Origin of the sequence: Pseudomonas sp. D3-27 (assembly GCF_051132165.1) — a bacterium.
GTDB lineage: Bacteria > Pseudomonadota > Gammaproteobacteria > Pseudomonadales > Pseudomonadaceae > Aquipseudomonas.
Genome location: NZ_CP071667.1, coordinates 2,105,086 through 2,121,869, shown reverse-complemented (window position 1 = coordinate 2,121,869; position 16,784 = coordinate 2,105,086). Strand labels below are relative to the sequence as shown.

The 16,784-nt window shown below is 58.1% G+C and carries 15 protein-coding genes and 3 tRNA genes; 4 read left to right on the top strand and 14 right to left on the bottom strand.

Features of this window, described 5'->3' with window-relative positions; translation table 11 throughout:
• Position 1: 1 nt before the first annotated feature.
• Positions 2 to 1,039 carry an AraC family transcriptional regulator gene (locus J3P92_RS09840; RefSeq protein WP_434650562.1) on the top strand — a complete coding sequence of 346 codons (1,038 nt, stop codon included), beginning with the start codon at positions 2 to 4 and terminating at the stop codon, positions 1,037 to 1,039.
• A gap of 330 nt (positions 1,040 to 1,369) precedes the next feature.
• Here the strand turns inward: J3P92_RS09840 and J3P92_RS09835 are convergent, their stop codons facing one another.
• The 10 genes from J3P92_RS09835 to J3P92_RS09790 all read right to left on the bottom strand — a co-directional run bounded on the left by J3P92_RS09835 (position 1,370) and on the right by J3P92_RS09790 (position 11,719).
• On the bottom strand, positions 1,370 to 2,239 hold the full coding sequence (locus tag J3P92_RS09835; RefSeq protein WP_434610650.1) for a DUF2242 domain-containing protein: 870 nt from the start codon (positions 2,237 to 2,239) through the stop codon (positions 1,370 to 1,372).
• A gap of 221 nt (positions 2,240 to 2,460) precedes the next feature.
• A complete protein-coding gene (locus J3P92_RS09830) occupies positions 2,461 to 4,332 on the bottom strand; it encodes a SurA N-terminal domain-containing protein (RefSeq protein WP_434650560.1) in 1,872 nt (623 codons plus the stop codon).
• 224 nt (positions 4,333 to 4,556) lie between these two features.
• Positions 4,557 to 4,829, bottom strand: coding sequence for an HU family DNA-binding protein (locus tag J3P92_RS09825; RefSeq protein ID WP_003183171.1), 273 nt, complete (start codon positions 4,827 to 4,829; stop codon positions 4,557 to 4,559).
• A gap of 148 nt (positions 4,830 to 4,977) precedes the next feature.
• Positions 4,978 to 7,374: an endopeptidase La gene (lon, locus tag J3P92_RS09820; protein WP_039589135.1), complete on the bottom strand. Its 2,397-nt coding sequence runs from the start codon at positions 7,372 to 7,374 to the stop codon at positions 4,978 to 4,980.
• 160 nt (positions 7,375 to 7,534) lie between these two features.
• Positions 7,535 to 8,818: an ATP-dependent Clp protease ATP-binding subunit ClpX gene (gene clpX / locus J3P92_RS09815; RefSeq protein ID WP_109751640.1), complete on the bottom strand. Its 1,284-nt coding sequence runs from the start codon at positions 8,816 to 8,818 to the stop codon at positions 7,535 to 7,537.
• Between the two features lie 107 nt (positions 8,819 to 8,925).
• Positions 8,926 to 9,567: an ATP-dependent Clp endopeptidase proteolytic subunit ClpP gene (gene clpP, locus J3P92_RS09810; protein ID WP_003183177.1), complete on the bottom strand. Its 642-nt coding sequence runs from the start codon at positions 9,565 to 9,567 to the stop codon at positions 8,926 to 8,928.
• A 92-nt stretch (positions 9,568 to 9,659) separates the two neighbouring features.
• Complete coding sequence (tig, locus tag J3P92_RS09805; RefSeq protein ID WP_420764630.1) at positions 9,660 to 10,970, bottom strand: trigger factor; 1,311 nt, start codon at positions 10,968 to 10,970, stop codon at positions 9,660 to 9,662.
• A 413-nt stretch (positions 10,971 to 11,383) separates the two neighbouring features.
• A tRNA-Leu gene (locus J3P92_RS09800) sits at positions 11,384 to 11,468 on the bottom strand.
• Between the two features lie 58 nt (positions 11,469 to 11,526).
• Positions 11,527 to 11,602: transfer RNA gene (locus J3P92_RS09795), tRNA-His, on the bottom strand.
• A gap of 40 nt (positions 11,603 to 11,642) precedes the next feature.
• Positions 11,643 to 11,719, bottom strand: a tRNA-Arg gene (locus J3P92_RS09790).
• 281 nt (positions 11,720 to 12,000) lie between these two features.
• Here J3P92_RS09790 and folD point away from each other — a divergent pair.
• Both folD and pbpG read left to right on the top strand, forming a co-directional pair.
• Positions 12,001 to 12,855, top strand: coding sequence for a bifunctional methylenetetrahydrofolate dehydrogenase/methenyltetrahydrofolate cyclohydrolase FolD (gene folD, locus J3P92_RS09785; RefSeq protein WP_420764631.1), 855 nt, complete (start codon positions 12,001 to 12,003; stop codon positions 12,853 to 12,855).
• A gap of 325 nt (positions 12,856 to 13,180) precedes the next feature.
• Entirely contained in the window at positions 13,181 to 14,119 is a 939-nt protein-coding gene (gene pbpG, locus J3P92_RS09780; RefSeq protein ID WP_434610644.1) for a D-alanyl-D-alanine endopeptidase, read from the top strand.
• Positions 14,120 to 14,170: 51 nt separating this feature from the next.
• Here the strand turns inward: pbpG and J3P92_RS09775 are convergent, their stop codons facing one another.
• Positions 14,171 to 14,374: a DUF6021 family protein gene (locus J3P92_RS09775; RefSeq protein WP_420764633.1), complete on the bottom strand. Its 204-nt coding sequence runs from the start codon at positions 14,372 to 14,374 to the stop codon at positions 14,171 to 14,173.
• 99 nt (positions 14,375 to 14,473) lie between these two features.
• Positions 14,474 to 15,151 carry a peptidase C39 family protein gene (locus tag J3P92_RS09770; protein WP_434610642.1) on the bottom strand — a complete coding sequence of 226 codons (678 nt, stop codon included), beginning with the start codon at positions 15,149 to 15,151 and terminating at the stop codon, positions 14,474 to 14,476.
• 222 nt (positions 15,152 to 15,373) lie between these two features.
• Here J3P92_RS09770 and J3P92_RS09765 point away from each other — a divergent pair, with 222 nt between their 5' ends.
• Positions 15,374 to 15,538 (top strand): hypothetical protein, encoded by a 165-nt coding sequence (locus tag J3P92_RS09765; RefSeq protein WP_420764636.1) that lies wholly within the window; start codon positions 15,374 to 15,376, stop codon positions 15,536 to 15,538.
• Positions 15,539 to 15,736: 198 nt separating this feature from the next.
• On the opposite strand, the gene J3P92_RS09760 is transcribed toward J3P92_RS09765, so the two are convergent.
• Positions 15,737 to 16,486 (bottom strand): TerC family protein, encoded by a 750-nt coding sequence (locus J3P92_RS09760; RefSeq protein ID WP_434650558.1) that lies wholly within the window; start codon positions 16,484 to 16,486, stop codon positions 15,737 to 15,739.
• Between the two features lie 27 nt (positions 16,487 to 16,513).
• Positions 16,514 to 16,777: a hypothetical protein gene (locus J3P92_RS09755; RefSeq protein WP_434650556.1), complete on the bottom strand. Its 264-nt coding sequence runs from the start codon at positions 16,775 to 16,777 to the stop codon at positions 16,514 to 16,516.
• Positions 16,778 to 16,784 lie beyond the last annotated feature (7 nt).

Here is a 16,784-nt window from a genome sequence, read left to right as displayed (position 1 = left end):
CATGAAGCCACAGCCGATGCGCCTGGGCGACTTGTCCGTGGGTTTCGTCCATAGCCTTGCCGACGCGATTGCCAGCCACGGGAGGGATCCGCTGCCGTTGCTCGAACAATACGGCCTTGATCCTGCACGCCTGGCCGAACCCAGGGCGCGGCTGTCGATTCCGCGCTACATGCGCCTGGGCCACGCCGCGATCCAATTGACAGAGGATCCGGCACTGGGCTTGCGCATGGGTCAGCTCAGCCGCTTGAGCCAGGCCGGGCTCGCCGGCGTGACTGCCGCCCAGGCGCCCACCGTACGGGAAGCTGCCCGCTGCATGATCCGCTTCGAGCCGCTGTACGGTTCCAATTATCGCGGACAATCAAGCTTCCACGAGGACGCCCGAGGCGCCTGGCTGCGGTTCTATTCCATCAGCCCCTATAACGCCTATAACCGCTTCGTCGTGGATTCGATCATTGCCGGCTGGCTCAAGCAGTTGTCCAGTGTGAGCGAAATCGGGCTGCAAGCCGAACGCATCGACATCGAATTCGAGGAGCCGGAGTATGGGCAGGCCTATCAGATACTTGGCGACTGCCCGGTGCAGTTCGGCGCCGAGCAGAACCAGCTGCGATTGGGCCTGGATAGCCTCGCACAGCGCAATCCTCAACACTGTCCCAGTACCTGGCGGCACCTGGTCCAATTATGCGAACGGGAACTGGAGCAACTGACACGCACGCGAACCTTGCGTGAACGTATCATCCAACTGCTGGGTCCGCTGCTCAGTGGTGGGCGGGAGCCGGATCTTGAAGAAGTGGCGATGCGCCTGAAACTGCCGACCTGGACGTTGCGCCGCAAACTGGCGGAGGAAGGCACGCAGTTCAGGGCGATCCTCAACGAGACCCGTCGAGACCTGGCCATGACGTACATTCGCGACACGGAGTTGGCGTTCGGCGAGATCGCCTACTTGCTGGGGTTCGCCTCGGCGGAAGCCTTTCAACGTGCCTTCAAGCGCTGGAACAACCAAACGCCCGGAGACTTTCGTCGCAGCCGCAAGGGGACATGAACCCGATACCCAGCGCCCAGGCTCCGTCGTGTCTCGTCGCCTCTAACTGGCCTCTAGCTGCCAGCAGACATGCCCCTAAAGCTCAGTCGCATCCTCGGCTGGTTCCAGCGGGTCCAGCTCATAGGCCTGATATTCCAGCAGCTCTTCCTGATAATCATCCATTGCGCGTCCTTCCCAATCGTTGAACCGAAGCCTGATGGCTTGGAATCAGCATAAAGCTGCTTTGTGAATAAAACATGAAGCCACAGCCTCATGAATTAAACGTAGCACAGCATTGGGGATTTAAAGCCAAGACATGTAGCAAGGAATGACAGCCCTTGCTACAGCTGCTCAGGAGGCCGGCAGGGGTTGGATTGGCTCGGTCGGTGCAGGCAAGGAGCTGGCCGGCGGCGGTGTGATGGTGTCCGACGAAGAAGGCGCGTAGGACTCCGGCTCGCTGGGTGCGATCGGCGCGGGCTCGACTGGCGGCGCGACCGGCTCCGATGCGGCGGGGGCCGACTCGACCGGCATGATGGGTGCCGGGGCCGGCGCTGGTTCCGCTGCAGGCGCTTGCAAGGCCCCAGGGGCGGATGCGGGAGCCGACGCGGGAGCCAAGGCTGCCGGTTCGGCCTTGGGTTCCGGAACGCCAAGCTCCGCTTTTGGCTTATCAGCATTCTCCACGGCTTTCTTGGCTTCCGGTGGCAGGAACACCTCCACCAGCGCGAAGAAGCGCTCATAGAACTTGGCCGCCGATACGGTTTCACTGGCGACCTTGACCATCGAATCATCCGAAGAACCGATCGGCATCGAGACCGATCCCAACACGCCCACGCCCAGGCTGGCGGAGTTGTTGATTTTCTTCAGGGCGTAGCGGTCCTGCAAGGCGTTGGCGAACATGGTGGCGCGATGGCCGGGACCGCCATCCTCGGCGCAGACCAGGTTGAAGCTGATCTCCATGTGGGTATCGCCAGTCTGCTGGAAACTCTTGTGGCCGCTGATCAGCTTCGGATCGCTGCTGGTGATGATGTAGCCCTGGCTGAGCAACGCCCGGCGCCCTGCTTCGCAGGTCGCCACATCAGTCACCGGATAGGTACGCGAGAACGTACCCGAATCATCAAAGTTCTCGTGCTCGTAGATGGCGGCCTTCTTGGAGGAGCAGCCGGCCGCGACAGCCAGCAGCAATGCCAGCCCAACGGTGCGCATGTGAAATGATTTGAACATTGAGCATCCTGGGTAAAACAATCCGGCGCGTATTGTGCAACAGAACGCGACCAGGCAGCTTGGGTAATCGTGTCTCAAAGGGGGTACAAGTCTACGGGGGCTTGCGGACAGGAAAAAGACCAAGTTCGACGAATCGACGAACATCCCCGTCAACAGCAATACACAGATACAAAAAGACCCCGGCTTTTCGGCCGGGGTCCATGGCTAACGCATCAATGCACTCAGAAGCGCTTGATGTCCGCCTCGCTTTCCAACTGTTTGCGGTAAGCCGCAAAATCCTGCTGGCCGACACGGGACGCCAGGTAGCGACGGTACTCGGCCTTTTCTTCCTCGATCGGTGCCGCACCTTCGTTGACGCCGTTCAGGCGCAAGACCGTCACGCTGCCGTCAGGCAGGGTCACGCTGGCGAACGTCGGCTTGTCCTTCGTCTGCGGCTTGGACATGCGGAACAGCGCCTGCAGCACGGCAGGATCGATGCCTTCCTGGCTGCGAGTCGCCGCTTCTACAGCTTTCCACGCCTGGCCATTGACCGGCTTGTCCAGGGCAACCTTGCCATCGCGCAGGCTGGCGATCAGCTCATCGGCCTGGGTCTTGGCACCTGCGCTGGCATGTTCCTTGGACAATTGAGCGCGTATCGGACCGGCCACGCTTTCCAGCGGCATTTGCGCAGGCTTGCGGTGTTCCTTGGCACGCAGCACCACGACCGTTTCCGGGTCCAGCTCGATGGCCGTGCTGTTGGCACCCTCTTCCAGCACTTCCGGGCTGAACGCAGCAGTGATCACGGCGCGGTTGGCCGCAATTCCTTCACCGCCTTCGCGACCAAACGGTGCCGAGGTGTGCACGGTCAGCTTGAGGTCCTGGGCAGGCTGCGCCAAGTCCGAGGCTTCGAACGAAGCGTCTTCCAATTGCTTGGTCGCCTCGACGAAACGCTGCTCGACCTGCTGAGCCTTCAGTTCGCGAGTCAGCTTGTCCTTCAGGCTCGCAAAGGTCGGCACCTCAGGGGCTTCAACACCCAGCAGCTTGATCAGATGCAGGCCAAAGTCGGTTCGCACCGGTGCCGAAACCTGGTCCTTGTTCAGGGCGTACAGCACCTTTTCGAACTCCGGATCGTAGACCCCTGGCCCCGCAAAGCCCAGATCGCCGCCATTGTTCGCCGAGCCTGGATCCTGGGAATATTCCTTCGCCAAGGCTTCAAACGACTCGCCTTTGGCCAGGCGCGCCTGGACTTCCTCGATCTTCGCCTTGGCCTGGGCTTCGGTGACCTTATCGTTGATTTCAATAAGGATGTGCGCCGCGCGACGCTGTTCGGACAAGTTGGCGATTTCTTTCTGATACGCCGCTTGCAGGTCCTCATCCTTGACGCTGACCTGGTCGAAGAAAGAGGCTTTCTTCAGCTCAACGTAGTCAATGACCACCTGGTCGGGTGTCATGAATTCCTTGGCGTGCTGATCATAGTAGGCCTTGACCTCGTCATCGGTCAGCTTCACGGTCGATGGATCTGCCTTGATGGTAAGGGTAGCGAAGTCACGGGTCTGCTTTTCCAGACGGGCAAACGCCAGCACCTGGGCATCGGTGACAAATCCGCTGCCAGCCAGGCCTGCGCGCAGCTGGCCGATCAGCATTTCCTGCACCAGCATCTGGCGGAACTGCAGGCGACCGTAACCCAACTGGCGTATGACCTGGTCGAAGCGCTCAGGGCTGAACTTGCCATCGACCTGGAACTCAGGCGTTTGCAGGATCACTTGATCCAGCGCGGCTTCGGAAAAAGCGAAATCCGCATCATGGGCGCCTTGTAGCAACAACTTGCGATCGATCAGGCCCTTGAGAGCCGAGTCGCGCAACATCTTTTCGTCCAGCAAGGAAGCATCGAAATCCTTGCCCAACTGTTGCATCAGCTGACGGCGTTGCATGTCGACCGCTTGGCTCAGCTCGTTCTGGCTGATCTCCTCGCCGTTGACCTTGGCCGCTTCATTAGTGTTCGAGGTGGCCTGAAAAATGGCTTCGAAACCGGTCAACGCCATCAATGCGACGATGATCCCGATGATGGTCTTGGCAATCCAGCCTTGTGAATTGTCCCTGATATTCTGCAGCATGCGTCCCCCAGAAACGGTTGAACTTCAAATTTAGGCAACCGTGGAGCGTGGGTAGAATCCGGATAGAAGAAAGGCGCATCCGAGGATGCGCCTTCTCGTAACTGGCGGAGCGGACCGGGCTCGAACCCGCGAGCCTCGGCGTGACAGCCCGGATGTTACCGGACGCATTACCGCTCCGCTGCCAAGCCAGGCATGACCCCGACCCGGATAAACTCAGTGAAACCTTAGTTAACGGCTTCTTTCAGCGCTTTACCAGCCTTGAAGCCAGGCTTTTTGGCAGCCGGGATCTCCAGGGTCTTGCCGGTCTGCGGGTTGCGACCGGTGCGAGCTGGACGATCAGTCACGGAGAAGGTACCGAAACCAACCAGAACAACGGAGTCGCCGGCCTTGAGAGCGCCAGTGACGGATTCGATTACAGCGTCCAGCGCACGGCCAGCAGCAGCTTTCGGGATATCAGCGGATGCAGCGATAGCATCAATCAGTTCCGACTTGTTCACTCTAAGTCCCCTTATATCTATTTGAGATGATTCTAAGTTTTTTTGGTGAAAGCAAAAACGAGTGCTGAATGGCCTGCAGACACTTAAGAGCCGCTTTATAACAAGGGCTCTAAAAAACTGTCAAGGAAGCCCCCCAGGCAAATGCGTATTAATGCGTGCTAATTCTTTCCTTAGAGTCAGACTCTCGCTTTTCTTCCTTCGCGACAATCTCCGGAGCCACATCCGGCAAGGGCTCCGGCGCGTATTGCAGCGCAATTTGCAGGACTTCGTCAATCCATTTAACCGGTTTGATCTGAAGATCCTGCTTAATGTTGTCAGGAATTTCCTTCAGATCGCGCACGTTCTCTTCGGGAATGATCACAATCTTGATCCCACCCCGGTGAGCCGCCAGCAGTTTTTCCTTCAAGCCGCCAATTGCCAGGACCTGACCGCGCAGGGTGATTTCACCCGTCATCGCAACATCGGCACGCACCGGAATGCCGGTCAGCGCGGAAACCAAGGCGGTGCACATACCCACGCCGGCACTCGGTCCGTCCTTGGGCGTTGCCCCCTCCGGCATGTGGATGTGGGTGTCGCGTTTCTCATGGAAATCCAGCGGGATACCCAGGCTCCGCGCACGGCTGCGGACAACCGTCAGCGCAGCCGTGATCGATTCCACCATCACATCGCCCAGGGAACCGGTCTTGATCAACTGGCCTTTTCCGGGCACCACGGCGGCTTCGATCGTCAGCAATTCGCCACCCACCTGCGTCCACGCAAGGCCGGTCACCTGGCCAATCTGGTCCTGCTGTTCGGCAAGGCCGTAGCGGAATTTACGCACGCCCAGGAAGTGCTCCAGCAGGTCCGAAGTGACCTTGACCGCGAAGCGTTTTTCCAGGGCGTGTTCCTTCACGGCCTTGCGGCAAACCTTGGCAATCTGCCGCTCAAGGCCCCGCACACCCGCTTCGCGAGTGTAGTAGCGGATGATGTCGCGGATTGCTTCCTCGTCGAATTCCAGCTCGCCCTTCTTCAGGCCGTTGGCCTGGATCTGCTTGGGCGAAAGGTATTTGACGGCGATGTTGATCTTCTCGTCCTCGGTGTAGCCCGGCAGACGGATCACCTCCATCCGGTCCAGCAACGCTGGCGGGATGTTCATGGAGTTGGAGGTGCAGAGGAACATCACATCCGACAAGTCGTAGTCGACTTCAAGGTAGTGATCGTTGAAGTTGTGATTCTGCTCGGGATCGAGGACCTCCAGCAACGCAGAAGCTGGATCGCCGCGCATGTCGCTGCCCATCTTGTCGATTTCGTCCAAGAGGAACAGTGGGTTGCGCACGCCGACCTTTGTCATTTTTTGAATCAATCTTCCTGGCATCGAACCGATGTAGGTACGGCGATGACCACGGATTTCCGCCTCGTCGCGCACGCCGCCAAGGGCCATGCGTACGAACTTACGGTTAGTGGCGTGGGCAATCGACTCTGCCAGAGAGGTTTTACCCACCCCTGGAGGACCGACCAGGCACAACACCGGACCACGAATTTTCTTCACACGCTTTTGCACAGCGAGGTATTCGAGGATGCGTTCCTTGACCTCTTCCAGACCGTAGTGGTCGGCATCGAGGATATCCTCGGCACGCGCCAGGTCCAGACGTACCTTGCTCTGGGCTTTCCATGGCACCTGGACCAGCCAATCAATGTAGGAGCGCACCACGGTGGCTTCCGCCGACATCGGCGACATCTGCTTGAGCTTGTTCAGTTCGGCCTGGGCCTTGGCAAGGGCATCCTTCGGCAGGCCGGCGGCATCGATGCGCTTCTTCAGCTCTTCGATTTCGTTGTGACCTTCGTCACCATCGCCGAGCTCTTTCTGAATGGCCTTCATCTGCTCGTTCAGGTAGTACTCGCGCTGGCTGCGCTCCATCTGTTTCTTGACGCGACCACGAATGCGCTTCTCAACCTGCAGCAGGTCGATCTCGCCATCGAGCAATGCCAATACATGCTCGACACGGGCTGAGAGATCGATGATCTCGAGGATTTCCTGCTTCTGCTCGATCTTGAGGGCCATGTGAGCCGCCATCGTGTCGACCAGGCGTCCTGGCTCGTCGATGCTGTTAAGCGACGACAGCACCTCGGCAGGCACCTTCTTGCCCAGCTGAACGTACTGTTCGAACTGCGACAGCAGGCTGCGGACAAACACTTCGGACTCACGCTCTGGTGCATCGACTTCATCGATGAGCGAGACTTCGGCACGGCAGTGACCATCCACCTCGCTGAAACGCTCGACCGCCCCTCGCTGCTCGCCTTCAACCAGCACTTTTACCGTGCCATCGGGAAGCTTGAGCAACTGCAGGACCGTTGCAATCGTACCTACGCGATAAAGTGCGTCTTCGCCGGGATCATCGTCGGCAGGATTTCTCTGAGCGATCAGAAGAATCTGCTTATCACCCGTCATCGCGGCCTCGAGGGCTTCGATGGACTTCTCGCGCCCCACGAACAGCGGGATAACCATGTGCGGATATACCACGACATCGCGCAATGGCAGGAGAGGCAATTCGATGGTTGTCTTCATGATTTCGCCTCTACGGCGGCCATAAGGCCGTAAACAGATGGAAGTAAGCTTGAAACCAAGATGGGGGCAGCCTTCAAAAAAAACAAGCGCTAACACGTCTAAAGCGCGCTAATAGCAAAGGGGCCCGAAGGCCCCTTCTTTTATTTCAACTGCGGGACACTCACGCGTCCGGCGCAGCCTTGGCAGTCGGCTCACTGTTTTCGTAGATATACAGTGGCTTGGACTTGCCTTCGATGACACTTTCGTCGATCACGACTTTGCTCACCTCGGATTGCGAGGGGATTTCATACATCGTATCGAGCAGCACACCTTCAAGAATCGAGCGCAACCCACGGGCACCGGTCTTGCGTTCCAGGGCTCGTTTGGCAACCGACTTCAGCGCGTCCGAACGGAACTCAAGGTCTACGCCTTCCATTTCGAACAGCTTGGCGTATTGCTTGGTCAGGGCGTTTTTCGGCTCGGTCAGAATCTGCATCAATGCTGCTTCATCCAACTCGTCCAGGGTCGCCAGGACAGGCAGACGACCGACGAATTCAGGGATCAGGCCGAACTTGACCAGATCGTCAGGCTCGACTTCACGCAGGGATTCACCGACCTTCTTGCCCTCTTCCTTGCTGCGGACTTCGGCGTTGAAACCGATGCCACCACGGGTCGAACGGTTCTGGATGACCTTTTCGAGGCCAGAGAACGCACCACCGCAGATGAACAGGATGTTACGGGTGTCGACCTGCAGGAACTCCTGCTGCGGATGCTTGCGACCACCCTGGGGCGGTACGGAAGCGACCGTGCCTTCGATCAACTTGAGCAAGGCCTGTTGCACGCCCTCGCCGGAAACATCCCGGGTAATGGACGGGTTATCTGACTTGCGGGAAATCTTGTCGATTTCATCGATGTAGACAATGCCCATCTGGGCCTTTTCCACGTCGTAGTCGCACTTCTGCAACAACTTCTGAATGATGTTCTCGACGTCCTCACCCACATAACCCGCCTCGGTGAGGGTGGTTGCGTCGGCGATGGTGAACGGAACGTTCAGCAAGCGGGCCAGAGTTTCTGCAAGCAGGGTCTTACCCGAGCCCGTAGGGCCGATCAGCAGGATGTTGCTCTTGCCGAGTTCGACCTCGTCATTCTTTTTGTCACGCTGGTTCAGGCGCTTGTAGTGGTTGTACACCGCTACGGCCAGTACCTTTTTCGCGCGCTCCTGACCGATAACATACTGGTCAAGGATGCCGCTGATTTCTTTAGGCGAAGGCAACTTATGCGCGCTGCTTTCGGCCTGGGCTTCCTGCACCTCCTCGCGGATGATGTCATTGCACAGGTCGACGCACTCGTCGCAAATGAAGACCGAGGGACCGGCAATCAATTTGCGTACTTCATGCTGGCTTTTGCCACAGAAGGAGCAATAAAGCAGTTTGCCGTTGTCCTCGCCGTTGCGGGTGTCAGTCATTCGATCGATCCAAATCCGATAGGCTTGCAACACAAGATGAAGGCAATTGCGGGCTTTTTCAAGCCCGCAGGCGGCCGGTCATCCCAACCACCTGCATTTTGAGCGGCTTAGGCAGGCATTTGACGCTTGTTGATCACAGAGTCGATCAGACCGTATTCGGCCGCACGCTCAGCGCTCATGAAGTTGTCACGCTCGGTGTCACGCTCAATGGTTTCGAGGCTTTGGCCGGTGTGATGGGCCAGCAACGAATTCAGGCGCGAGCGAATATGCAGAATTTCCTTGGCATGGATATCGATGTCCGACGCCTGGCCCTGGAAGCCGCCCAATGGCTGGTGGATCATCATGCGCGAGTTAGGCAGGCAATGGCGCTTGCCCGCTGCGCCGCCGGCGAGCAGGAACGCACCCATGCTGCAGGCTTGGCCGATGCAGATGGTGGACACGTCAGGCTTGATGAACTGCATGGTGTCGTAGATCGACATGCCCGCAGTCACCGAACCGCCGGGAGAGTTGATGTACAGATGGATATCCTTGTCCGGGTTTTCCGCCTCAAGGAACAGCAACTGCGCCGCAACCAGGTTGGCCATGTAGTCTTCGACGGGGCCGATCAGGAAGATGACGCGCTCCTTGAGCAGGCGCGAATAGATGTCATAGGCACGTTCGCCACGGGCGGACTGCTCGATAACCATAGGGACCAGGCCGCCTGCGGCCTGGATGTCAGAGCTCTGCTGATAAAAAGAATTGCGGGACATGTCTCGCAGTCACTCCCAAATAGTTATGTCTTGAATACGCATAAGCCAGCGCGAAGGCTGGCTTATGGTGTGTATTTCTTACCGCAGAACCATCAATCGGCTTGTGGAGCTTCCACCGGCTTGACCGCTTCTTCGTAAGAGACCGCTTTGTCGGTCACGCTAGCTTTCTGCAGAACAGTATCCACAACTTGTTCTTCCAGCACAACCGAACGGACTTCGTTCAGCTGCTGCTCGTTCTTGTAGTACCAGGACACCACTTGCTCAGGCTCTTGGTAGGCCGAGGCCATTTCCTGGATCAGCTCGCGCACGCGGGCTTCGTCAGGCTTGAGTTCGAATTGCTTGACCACTTCGGCGACGATCAGGCCCAGTACCACGCGGCGCTTGGCCTGCTCTTCGAACAGCTCGGCCGGCAGTTGGTCTGGCTTGATGTTGCCGCCGAACTGTTGAACGGCCTGTACGCGCAGACGGTTCACTTCGTTGTCCAGCAGGGCCTTTGGCACTTCGATCGGGTTGGAAGCCAGCAGACCGTCCATGACCTGGTTCTTGACCTTGGACTTGATGGCCTGGCGCAGCTCACGCTCCATGTTCTTGCGAACTTCGGCGCGGAAACCTTCCAGGCCGGTTTCCTTGATGCCGAACTGAGCGAAGAATTCTTCGTTCAGCTCAGGCAGCTTCGGCTCGGAAACACTGTTGACGGTCACGGTGAACTCGGCGGCTTTGCCAGCCAGGTCCAGGTTCTGGTAGTCCTCGGGGAAGGTCACGTTCAGGACGCGCTCTTCACCGGCCTTGGCGCCAACCAGGCCGTCTTCGAAGCCTGGGATCATGCGACCCGAGCCCAGCACCAGCTGGGTAGCCTTGGCGGAACCGCCAGCGAATACTTCGCCGTCGACCTTGCCGACGAAATCGATGTTCAGCTGGTCTTCGTTCTGGGCGGCACGGTCGGTCGCTTCGAAGCGGGTGTTCTGCTTGCGCAGGATATCCAGCATCTTGTCCAGGTCGGCGTCCGAAACGTCGGCGCTCAGGCGCTCAACGGCAATGGATTCGAAACCGGCAACGGTGAACTCAGGGAACACTTCGAACGTGGCGACGAACTCGAGGTCCTTGCCTTTTTCCAGCACTTTAGGCTCGACGGAAGGAGCGCCAGCCGGGTTCAGCTTCTGCTCGACCACTGCTTCGTAGAAAGAAGACTGGATCACGTCGCCCACGGCTTCCTGGCGCGCATCAGCTTCGTAACGCTGACGGATCACGCTCATTGGCACTTTGCCTGGGCGGAAACCTGGGATTTTGGCCTTTTGGGCAGTCTGCTGCAGACGCTTGTTGACCTGAGTCTCGATACGCTCAGCTGGCACGGTGATGCTCATGCGGCGCTCAAGAGCAGAAGTATTTTCAACAGAAACTTGCATGGATATTCCTCGTTGCACAGACGTTGGCCGGGCGTTTCCGACCCCAGAATCAAGGGCATGCATTCTAGTAGGTCAAACTCAAGAAGTCACCCTACTGAAAACGCGCGGGAAACAGGCGCCGGGTTTAGAAGCGGAGCAATCAGTCATGCCCCGCCCGGTTTGCAAATAAAGTCGATCCTCGCCAGGGCTCTGCACGGCGCTTCTATATATAGAAGCGCCGCCCTCGAGCACTTGGCGTAAGGCCTCCACGAAAAGACCGACGGACATGCCAAGCATCATCACGAAACACAATCGCGACGAATCGCCCTGTGCCCGCATGAAAAAAACCGGACATGAGTCCGCGAATAAAACAAAAACGGCGCAGCCCTTTTCAGGTTCTGCGCCGTTCTCTGCTAATTAAATAGCGACTTGTATGGTGCGGACGGAGAGACTCGAACTCTCACACCTTGCGGCGCTGGAACCTAAATCCAGTGTGTCTACCAATTCCACCACATCCGCGTATCAAGCTTTTAAAGCAAAGGCGCCAGACTGTTAAATCTGGCGCCTTTCTAGAATATGGGGTGGACGATGGGGATCGAACCCACGACAACGGGAGTCACAATCCCGTGCTCTACCAACTGAGCTACGCCCACCATATTGCCTTGTTGCCTTACTTGTGCCAAAGCTGCCTAATGGCGCACCCGGCAGGACTCGAACCTGCGACCATCCGCTTAGAAGGCGGATGCTCTATCCAGCTGAGCTACGGGCGCCTTTTTAATCTGTATTCTTGGACGATTACAAACTAAGTGCTTTCAGTTTTACCGAGTTGAAACATCCAACTCCGCTCCACCTTCTTAACCAGTGCTAGGCTGTGCCCGACAAGTGCGACGAATGTTATAGACGGCCCGATAGGTCGTCAACTCTTTTTTAAAAAAAATTCATTTAATTAAAGGGGTTAGGGGAATTTACAGACCAAGCGCCTTTGCCCTCACGCCTCGGCATGCGAGAATGCGCTCTCTTTTTTTCCCCTCTCGATGGTTAACCACGCGCAATGACTGCACAACTTATCGACGGCAAATCGATCGCCGCCAGCCTGCGCCAGCAGATCGCCCAACGAGTCACCGAGCGCCGCCAGCAAGGCCTGCGCACGCCCGGCCTTGCGGTGATCCTGGTCGGCAGCGATCCTGCCTCTCAGGTTTATGTCTCGCACAAGCGTAAAGACTGTGAAGAGGTCGGCTTCCTTTCCCAGGCCTACGACCTGCCTTCCGAAACCACTCAGCAAGCGCTGGCCGATCTGATCGACCGCCTGAACGACGATCCGAACATCGACGGTGTTCTGCTCCAGTTGCCGCTGCCTGAACACCTGGACGCCTCCAAGCTTTTGGAACGTATCCGTCCGGACAAAGACGTCGACGGTTTCCACCCTTATAACGTCGGCCGCCTCGCCCAACGCATTCCATTGCTGCGCCCCTGCACGCCCAAGGGCATCATGACCTTGCTGGAAAGCACCGGGGTGGATCTTTACGGGCTCGATGCCGTGGTCGTGGGCGCCTCCAACATCGTCGGTCGCCCAATGGCGATGGAATTACTGTTGGCTGGCTGCACCGTCACCGTGACCCACCGCTTCACCAAGGACCTGGCCGGCCACGTCGGCCGTGCCGATCTGGTGGTGGTTGCCGCCGGCAAGCCTGGCCTGGTCAAAGGCGAATGGATCAAGGAAGGCGCCATCGTGATCGACGTGGGCATCAACCGCCAGGACGACGGCAAACTGGTAGGCGATGTGACCTACGAGACCGCCCTGCCCCGCGCCGGTTGGATCACACCGGTTCCCGGTGGCGTCGGCCCGATGACCCGTGCCTGCCTGTTGGAAAACACGCTGTACGCGGCCGAGACGCTTCATAGCTGATAAAGGCCTCGACGCAACCTGTGGGAGCGAGCTCGCTCGTGATAGCGGTGGACCAGCCAGCATATCCGTTGACTGAAACCTACCTATCGCGAGCAAGCTCGCTCCCACAATGTTTTCAGCTGCCAACATCCGATCCAACCCGTGACGCTCGAATTACATTTTTTTCAGATTCGATTCGCCAGAATCCCCGTCCATTAAACTTTATTTATTCAAGCGTCCCGGTGGCAGCGGCATATGGCGCTGTCATCGCCCATACTCATAAAATGCGGCGCTTTTTCAACACGCCCCGCTCAACGGCACCCTTAACTCAATCGAGTCTACTCGCGTGAAAATCCGTCTTTCGATCATCAGTCTGTTTTTCGTTTTTACAGGGACTTTCATCGCGCACAACGTCAGTGCCCAGGAAACCATCGCTGCTCCACGGGACACTTCCAAACTGCAAGTCGCATCCGGCAGCGCCATCCTGTTGGACTTGCAGACCGACAAAGTGGTGTATTCCAGCAGTCCGGATGTCGTGGTGCCGATTGCATCGGTAACCAAGTTGATGACCGGCCTGATCGTGCTGGACGCCAAGCAGAACCTGGATGAATACATTTCCATGACCATCGCGAACACACCGGAAATGAAAGGCGTGTTTTCCAGGGTCAAGCTCAACAGCGAACTGTCCCGCCGGGATACGTTGCTGATCGCATTGATGTCGTCGGAGAATCGAGCCGCCGCCAGCCTTGCCCATCATTACCCAGGCGGTTATGCGGCGTTCATCGCGGCGATGAACGCCAAAGCCAAGGCCCTGGGCATGACCAGCACCCATTACGTCGAACCCACCGGCCTGTCAATCCACAACGTGTCGACGGCCCGGGACCTGACGAAGCTGCTGATCGCCGCGCGCAAATACCCCTTGCTGAGTGAGCTGAGCACCACCAAGGAAAAGACTGTAACGTTCCGCAAACCGGTCTACAGCTTGGGCTTTCGCAACACCGATCACCTGGTGCACAAGGCCAATTGGGATATTCAACTGACCAAGACCGGCTTCACCAATCAGGCGGGTCACTGCCTCGTATTGGTGACCAAGATGGGCAATCGTCCGATGGCACTGGTCATCCTCGATGCGTTTGGCAAATACACCCACTTCGCCGACGCAAGCCGCATCCGTAGCTGGGTCGAGACCGGAAAAAGCGCCAGCGTCCCGGCTGTGGCCTTGCAATACAAAGCCGCTAAGAACCTCAAGAGTCGCCAGAGCGGTGTGGTGGAAGCGTCTAAATAAGGCGCGATACATCACACATGAATAGCCCCGACTCGTCGGGGCTATTTGCATTCAGGGCTTCAAGTCACCCAGCGGATCATAAGGCCGGGAAGAAGGCGGTTCCTCGTCGTCCTCATCCTGGGGTGCCTTGGCCGGCCCTATCGGATCGACTTGGGGATCGTCGAGGTCCGGAGAGTCGGGATCGAATCCCAAGTCATCGTCACCGGACGAATGTTCGGAAGAATGCGGTCCCGAAGGTGTTTTCGATTGTGCCATTGCTGCCTCCTTGGATCATGGCCTGGAAACTCCAGGCCTTGACGGTAAGAACCCGAGGCACGCCGGGTCGTGCCCGCCAGGTGACGAACGGGGCAGCGCTCAGCGGGCGGTGCCCAAAGCCTTGGTGGCGCGCGCGGCTGCCTGTTCCTGCCCTGCTCCGGCCAACTCATCGGCGGCCTTCAACCAGCGCTTCGAATCGACATTGGCCGGCAACTGCCCCGGTTGCTGGACCAAGACTGCCCAACCGCCAGCGCCTTTGAAAGCCGATTCGAACGCACCGAAACTCATCGAGGAGCGGCGATTCATCCCTGAACGCAGCAGTACGGTGCGCTTGTGCCGGTTATAACCCACGAGGATTGCGTAGCGCGGCTCAGCCCAGAACGCCGAGCCGTCGGTATAGCGCAGCAACACCGGATAACCGGCAGCCACCTGTTCGAGCAACGCGCCAAGCTCAGCCTCCAGGGGATACACCACCAGCCCATGTTCACGTGCCAGGGTTTGCAGGTTCTGCTGTAAACGGGCCTCGCCGCCGGGCAGGTGCAGCGGCTTCTCCAACAACCCTGGGGTAGTCACTGTGCCTTGCAACGTCAATAGGGCCGCCAGGGATTGCGGCGCGCCCTGGAACATTTCGCCACGAAAGAACGGCACGCTGTTGAGTTCTACCCGTTCAGGCAGTCGCTTTACTTGCGGCGACACACTTCCCGCGCATCCCGCCAGGGCGGCGAGACACGCCGTCGCGAATACCAGTGATCGAAAAGATGAAATTACTGGCAACATGATGACTCTCTTATTCAGACAGCCCCGGTATCAAGGCCGGGCTTGGGCCGACGATGATAAGACGCGTGCCGGCCCGGGTATAGCCATAAGCGACAGTTTCGACACCGTGATAGAACCAACCGATTCTTTGCGCATGCAAGATATCGACTGCCCGTAACACTTGAGCGACTAGACTGTCCATTGTAAGAGTGCATTGCCCGGTCTGGGCAGAAGGAGGCACAGATGAGCCTGATGACGACTATTCTGATGCTGGTTTTCGGCTGGTTGAGCGTAGCGGCAGCCATGTTGTGGGGGGTGTTGCGAATCGCCCGTCGCCACCATCCCGCACCAAGACGAGAAATGCAGCAGACCACTAAATCTTCCAGGCGCCACGCCACCGCGCACTAGGGCCTGCAGAAATGTGATCGCGAAGGCCAGACAACGCGAAACGGGGCGAGGAAGCGCAGTGTCCTGAAGTACATGAGCATTCCGAACCTCGTTCAACGCAGTCTGGGCGAGTGCGGATACGTTTCGTATAGGGCCTAGAGCGTCACCATGAAAAAAGCCGCCCGGGCGTTAACCCGGGCGGCTTTTGTCTGCCTTGGATCAGGCTTCGTCGACCAAGACCTTCTGCTTGGCGCGACGGGACATCATGTTCAACACCTCGATAGCCGCCGAGAAGGCCATGGCCGCGTAGATATAGCCCTTGGGCACGTGGGCACCGAAGCCTTCCGCGATCAGCGTCATGCCGATCATGATCAAGAAGCCCAGGGCCAACATGACCACGGTGGGGTTGTCGTTGATGAATTTCGCCAGCGGCTCGGCGGCCAGCAGCATCACCAATACCGAGACCACGACGGCAATAATCATGATCGGCAAGTGCTCGGTCATGCCCACCGCCGTGATGATGCTGTCAATGGAGAACACCAGGTCAAGCATCAGGATCTGACCGATCGCAGCGGCAAACCCCAGGGTCACGCCGGAAGTGGCCGACTTCGGATCATTGGGCGCCGGGTCCATGCTGTGATGGATCTCGGTGGTCGCCTTCCACAACAGGAACAGGCCGCCGGCGATCAGGATCATGTCCTTCCAGGAAAACGCCTGGCCGAGAATCTCGATGACAGGCTCCGTCAACTGCACGATGAAGGCGATGGTGCTCAGCAGACCCAGGCGCAGGATCAACGCCATGCCGATGCCAATCCGCCGCGCCTTGGCACGGTGTAGCTCGGGCAACTTGTTGGTCAGGATCGAAATGAAGATCAGGTTATCGATGCCGAGCACGATTTCCATGACGACGAGGGTTGCCAGAGCAATCCAGGCGGTGGGGCTGGCGGCGAGCTGTAACAGATAATCCATGGGTCAGTCCTGACTCGATTTGACGGGTTAGAGGGTATGGGTAGCGGGTTCGGATTCTTCAGCGTCCTTCTCCGGCGCTTTCTTGGGGCTGATCAGCCCGCCGGTGGCGTCACTGAGGGCTTGCTCGGCGGCCTTGTGCGTATCGTCGATGGCCTGCTTGGCCGTTTCGACAGCTTGCTCCTTCAACTGCTCGGCCAATTGTTGGGCGCTTTTTTCCGCTTGTTCGCAGCCCACCAGGGCCATCGAGGAAAATGCCAGCAAGGCTGCAAGCCCCAGGGTTCTATACATCATGCACATT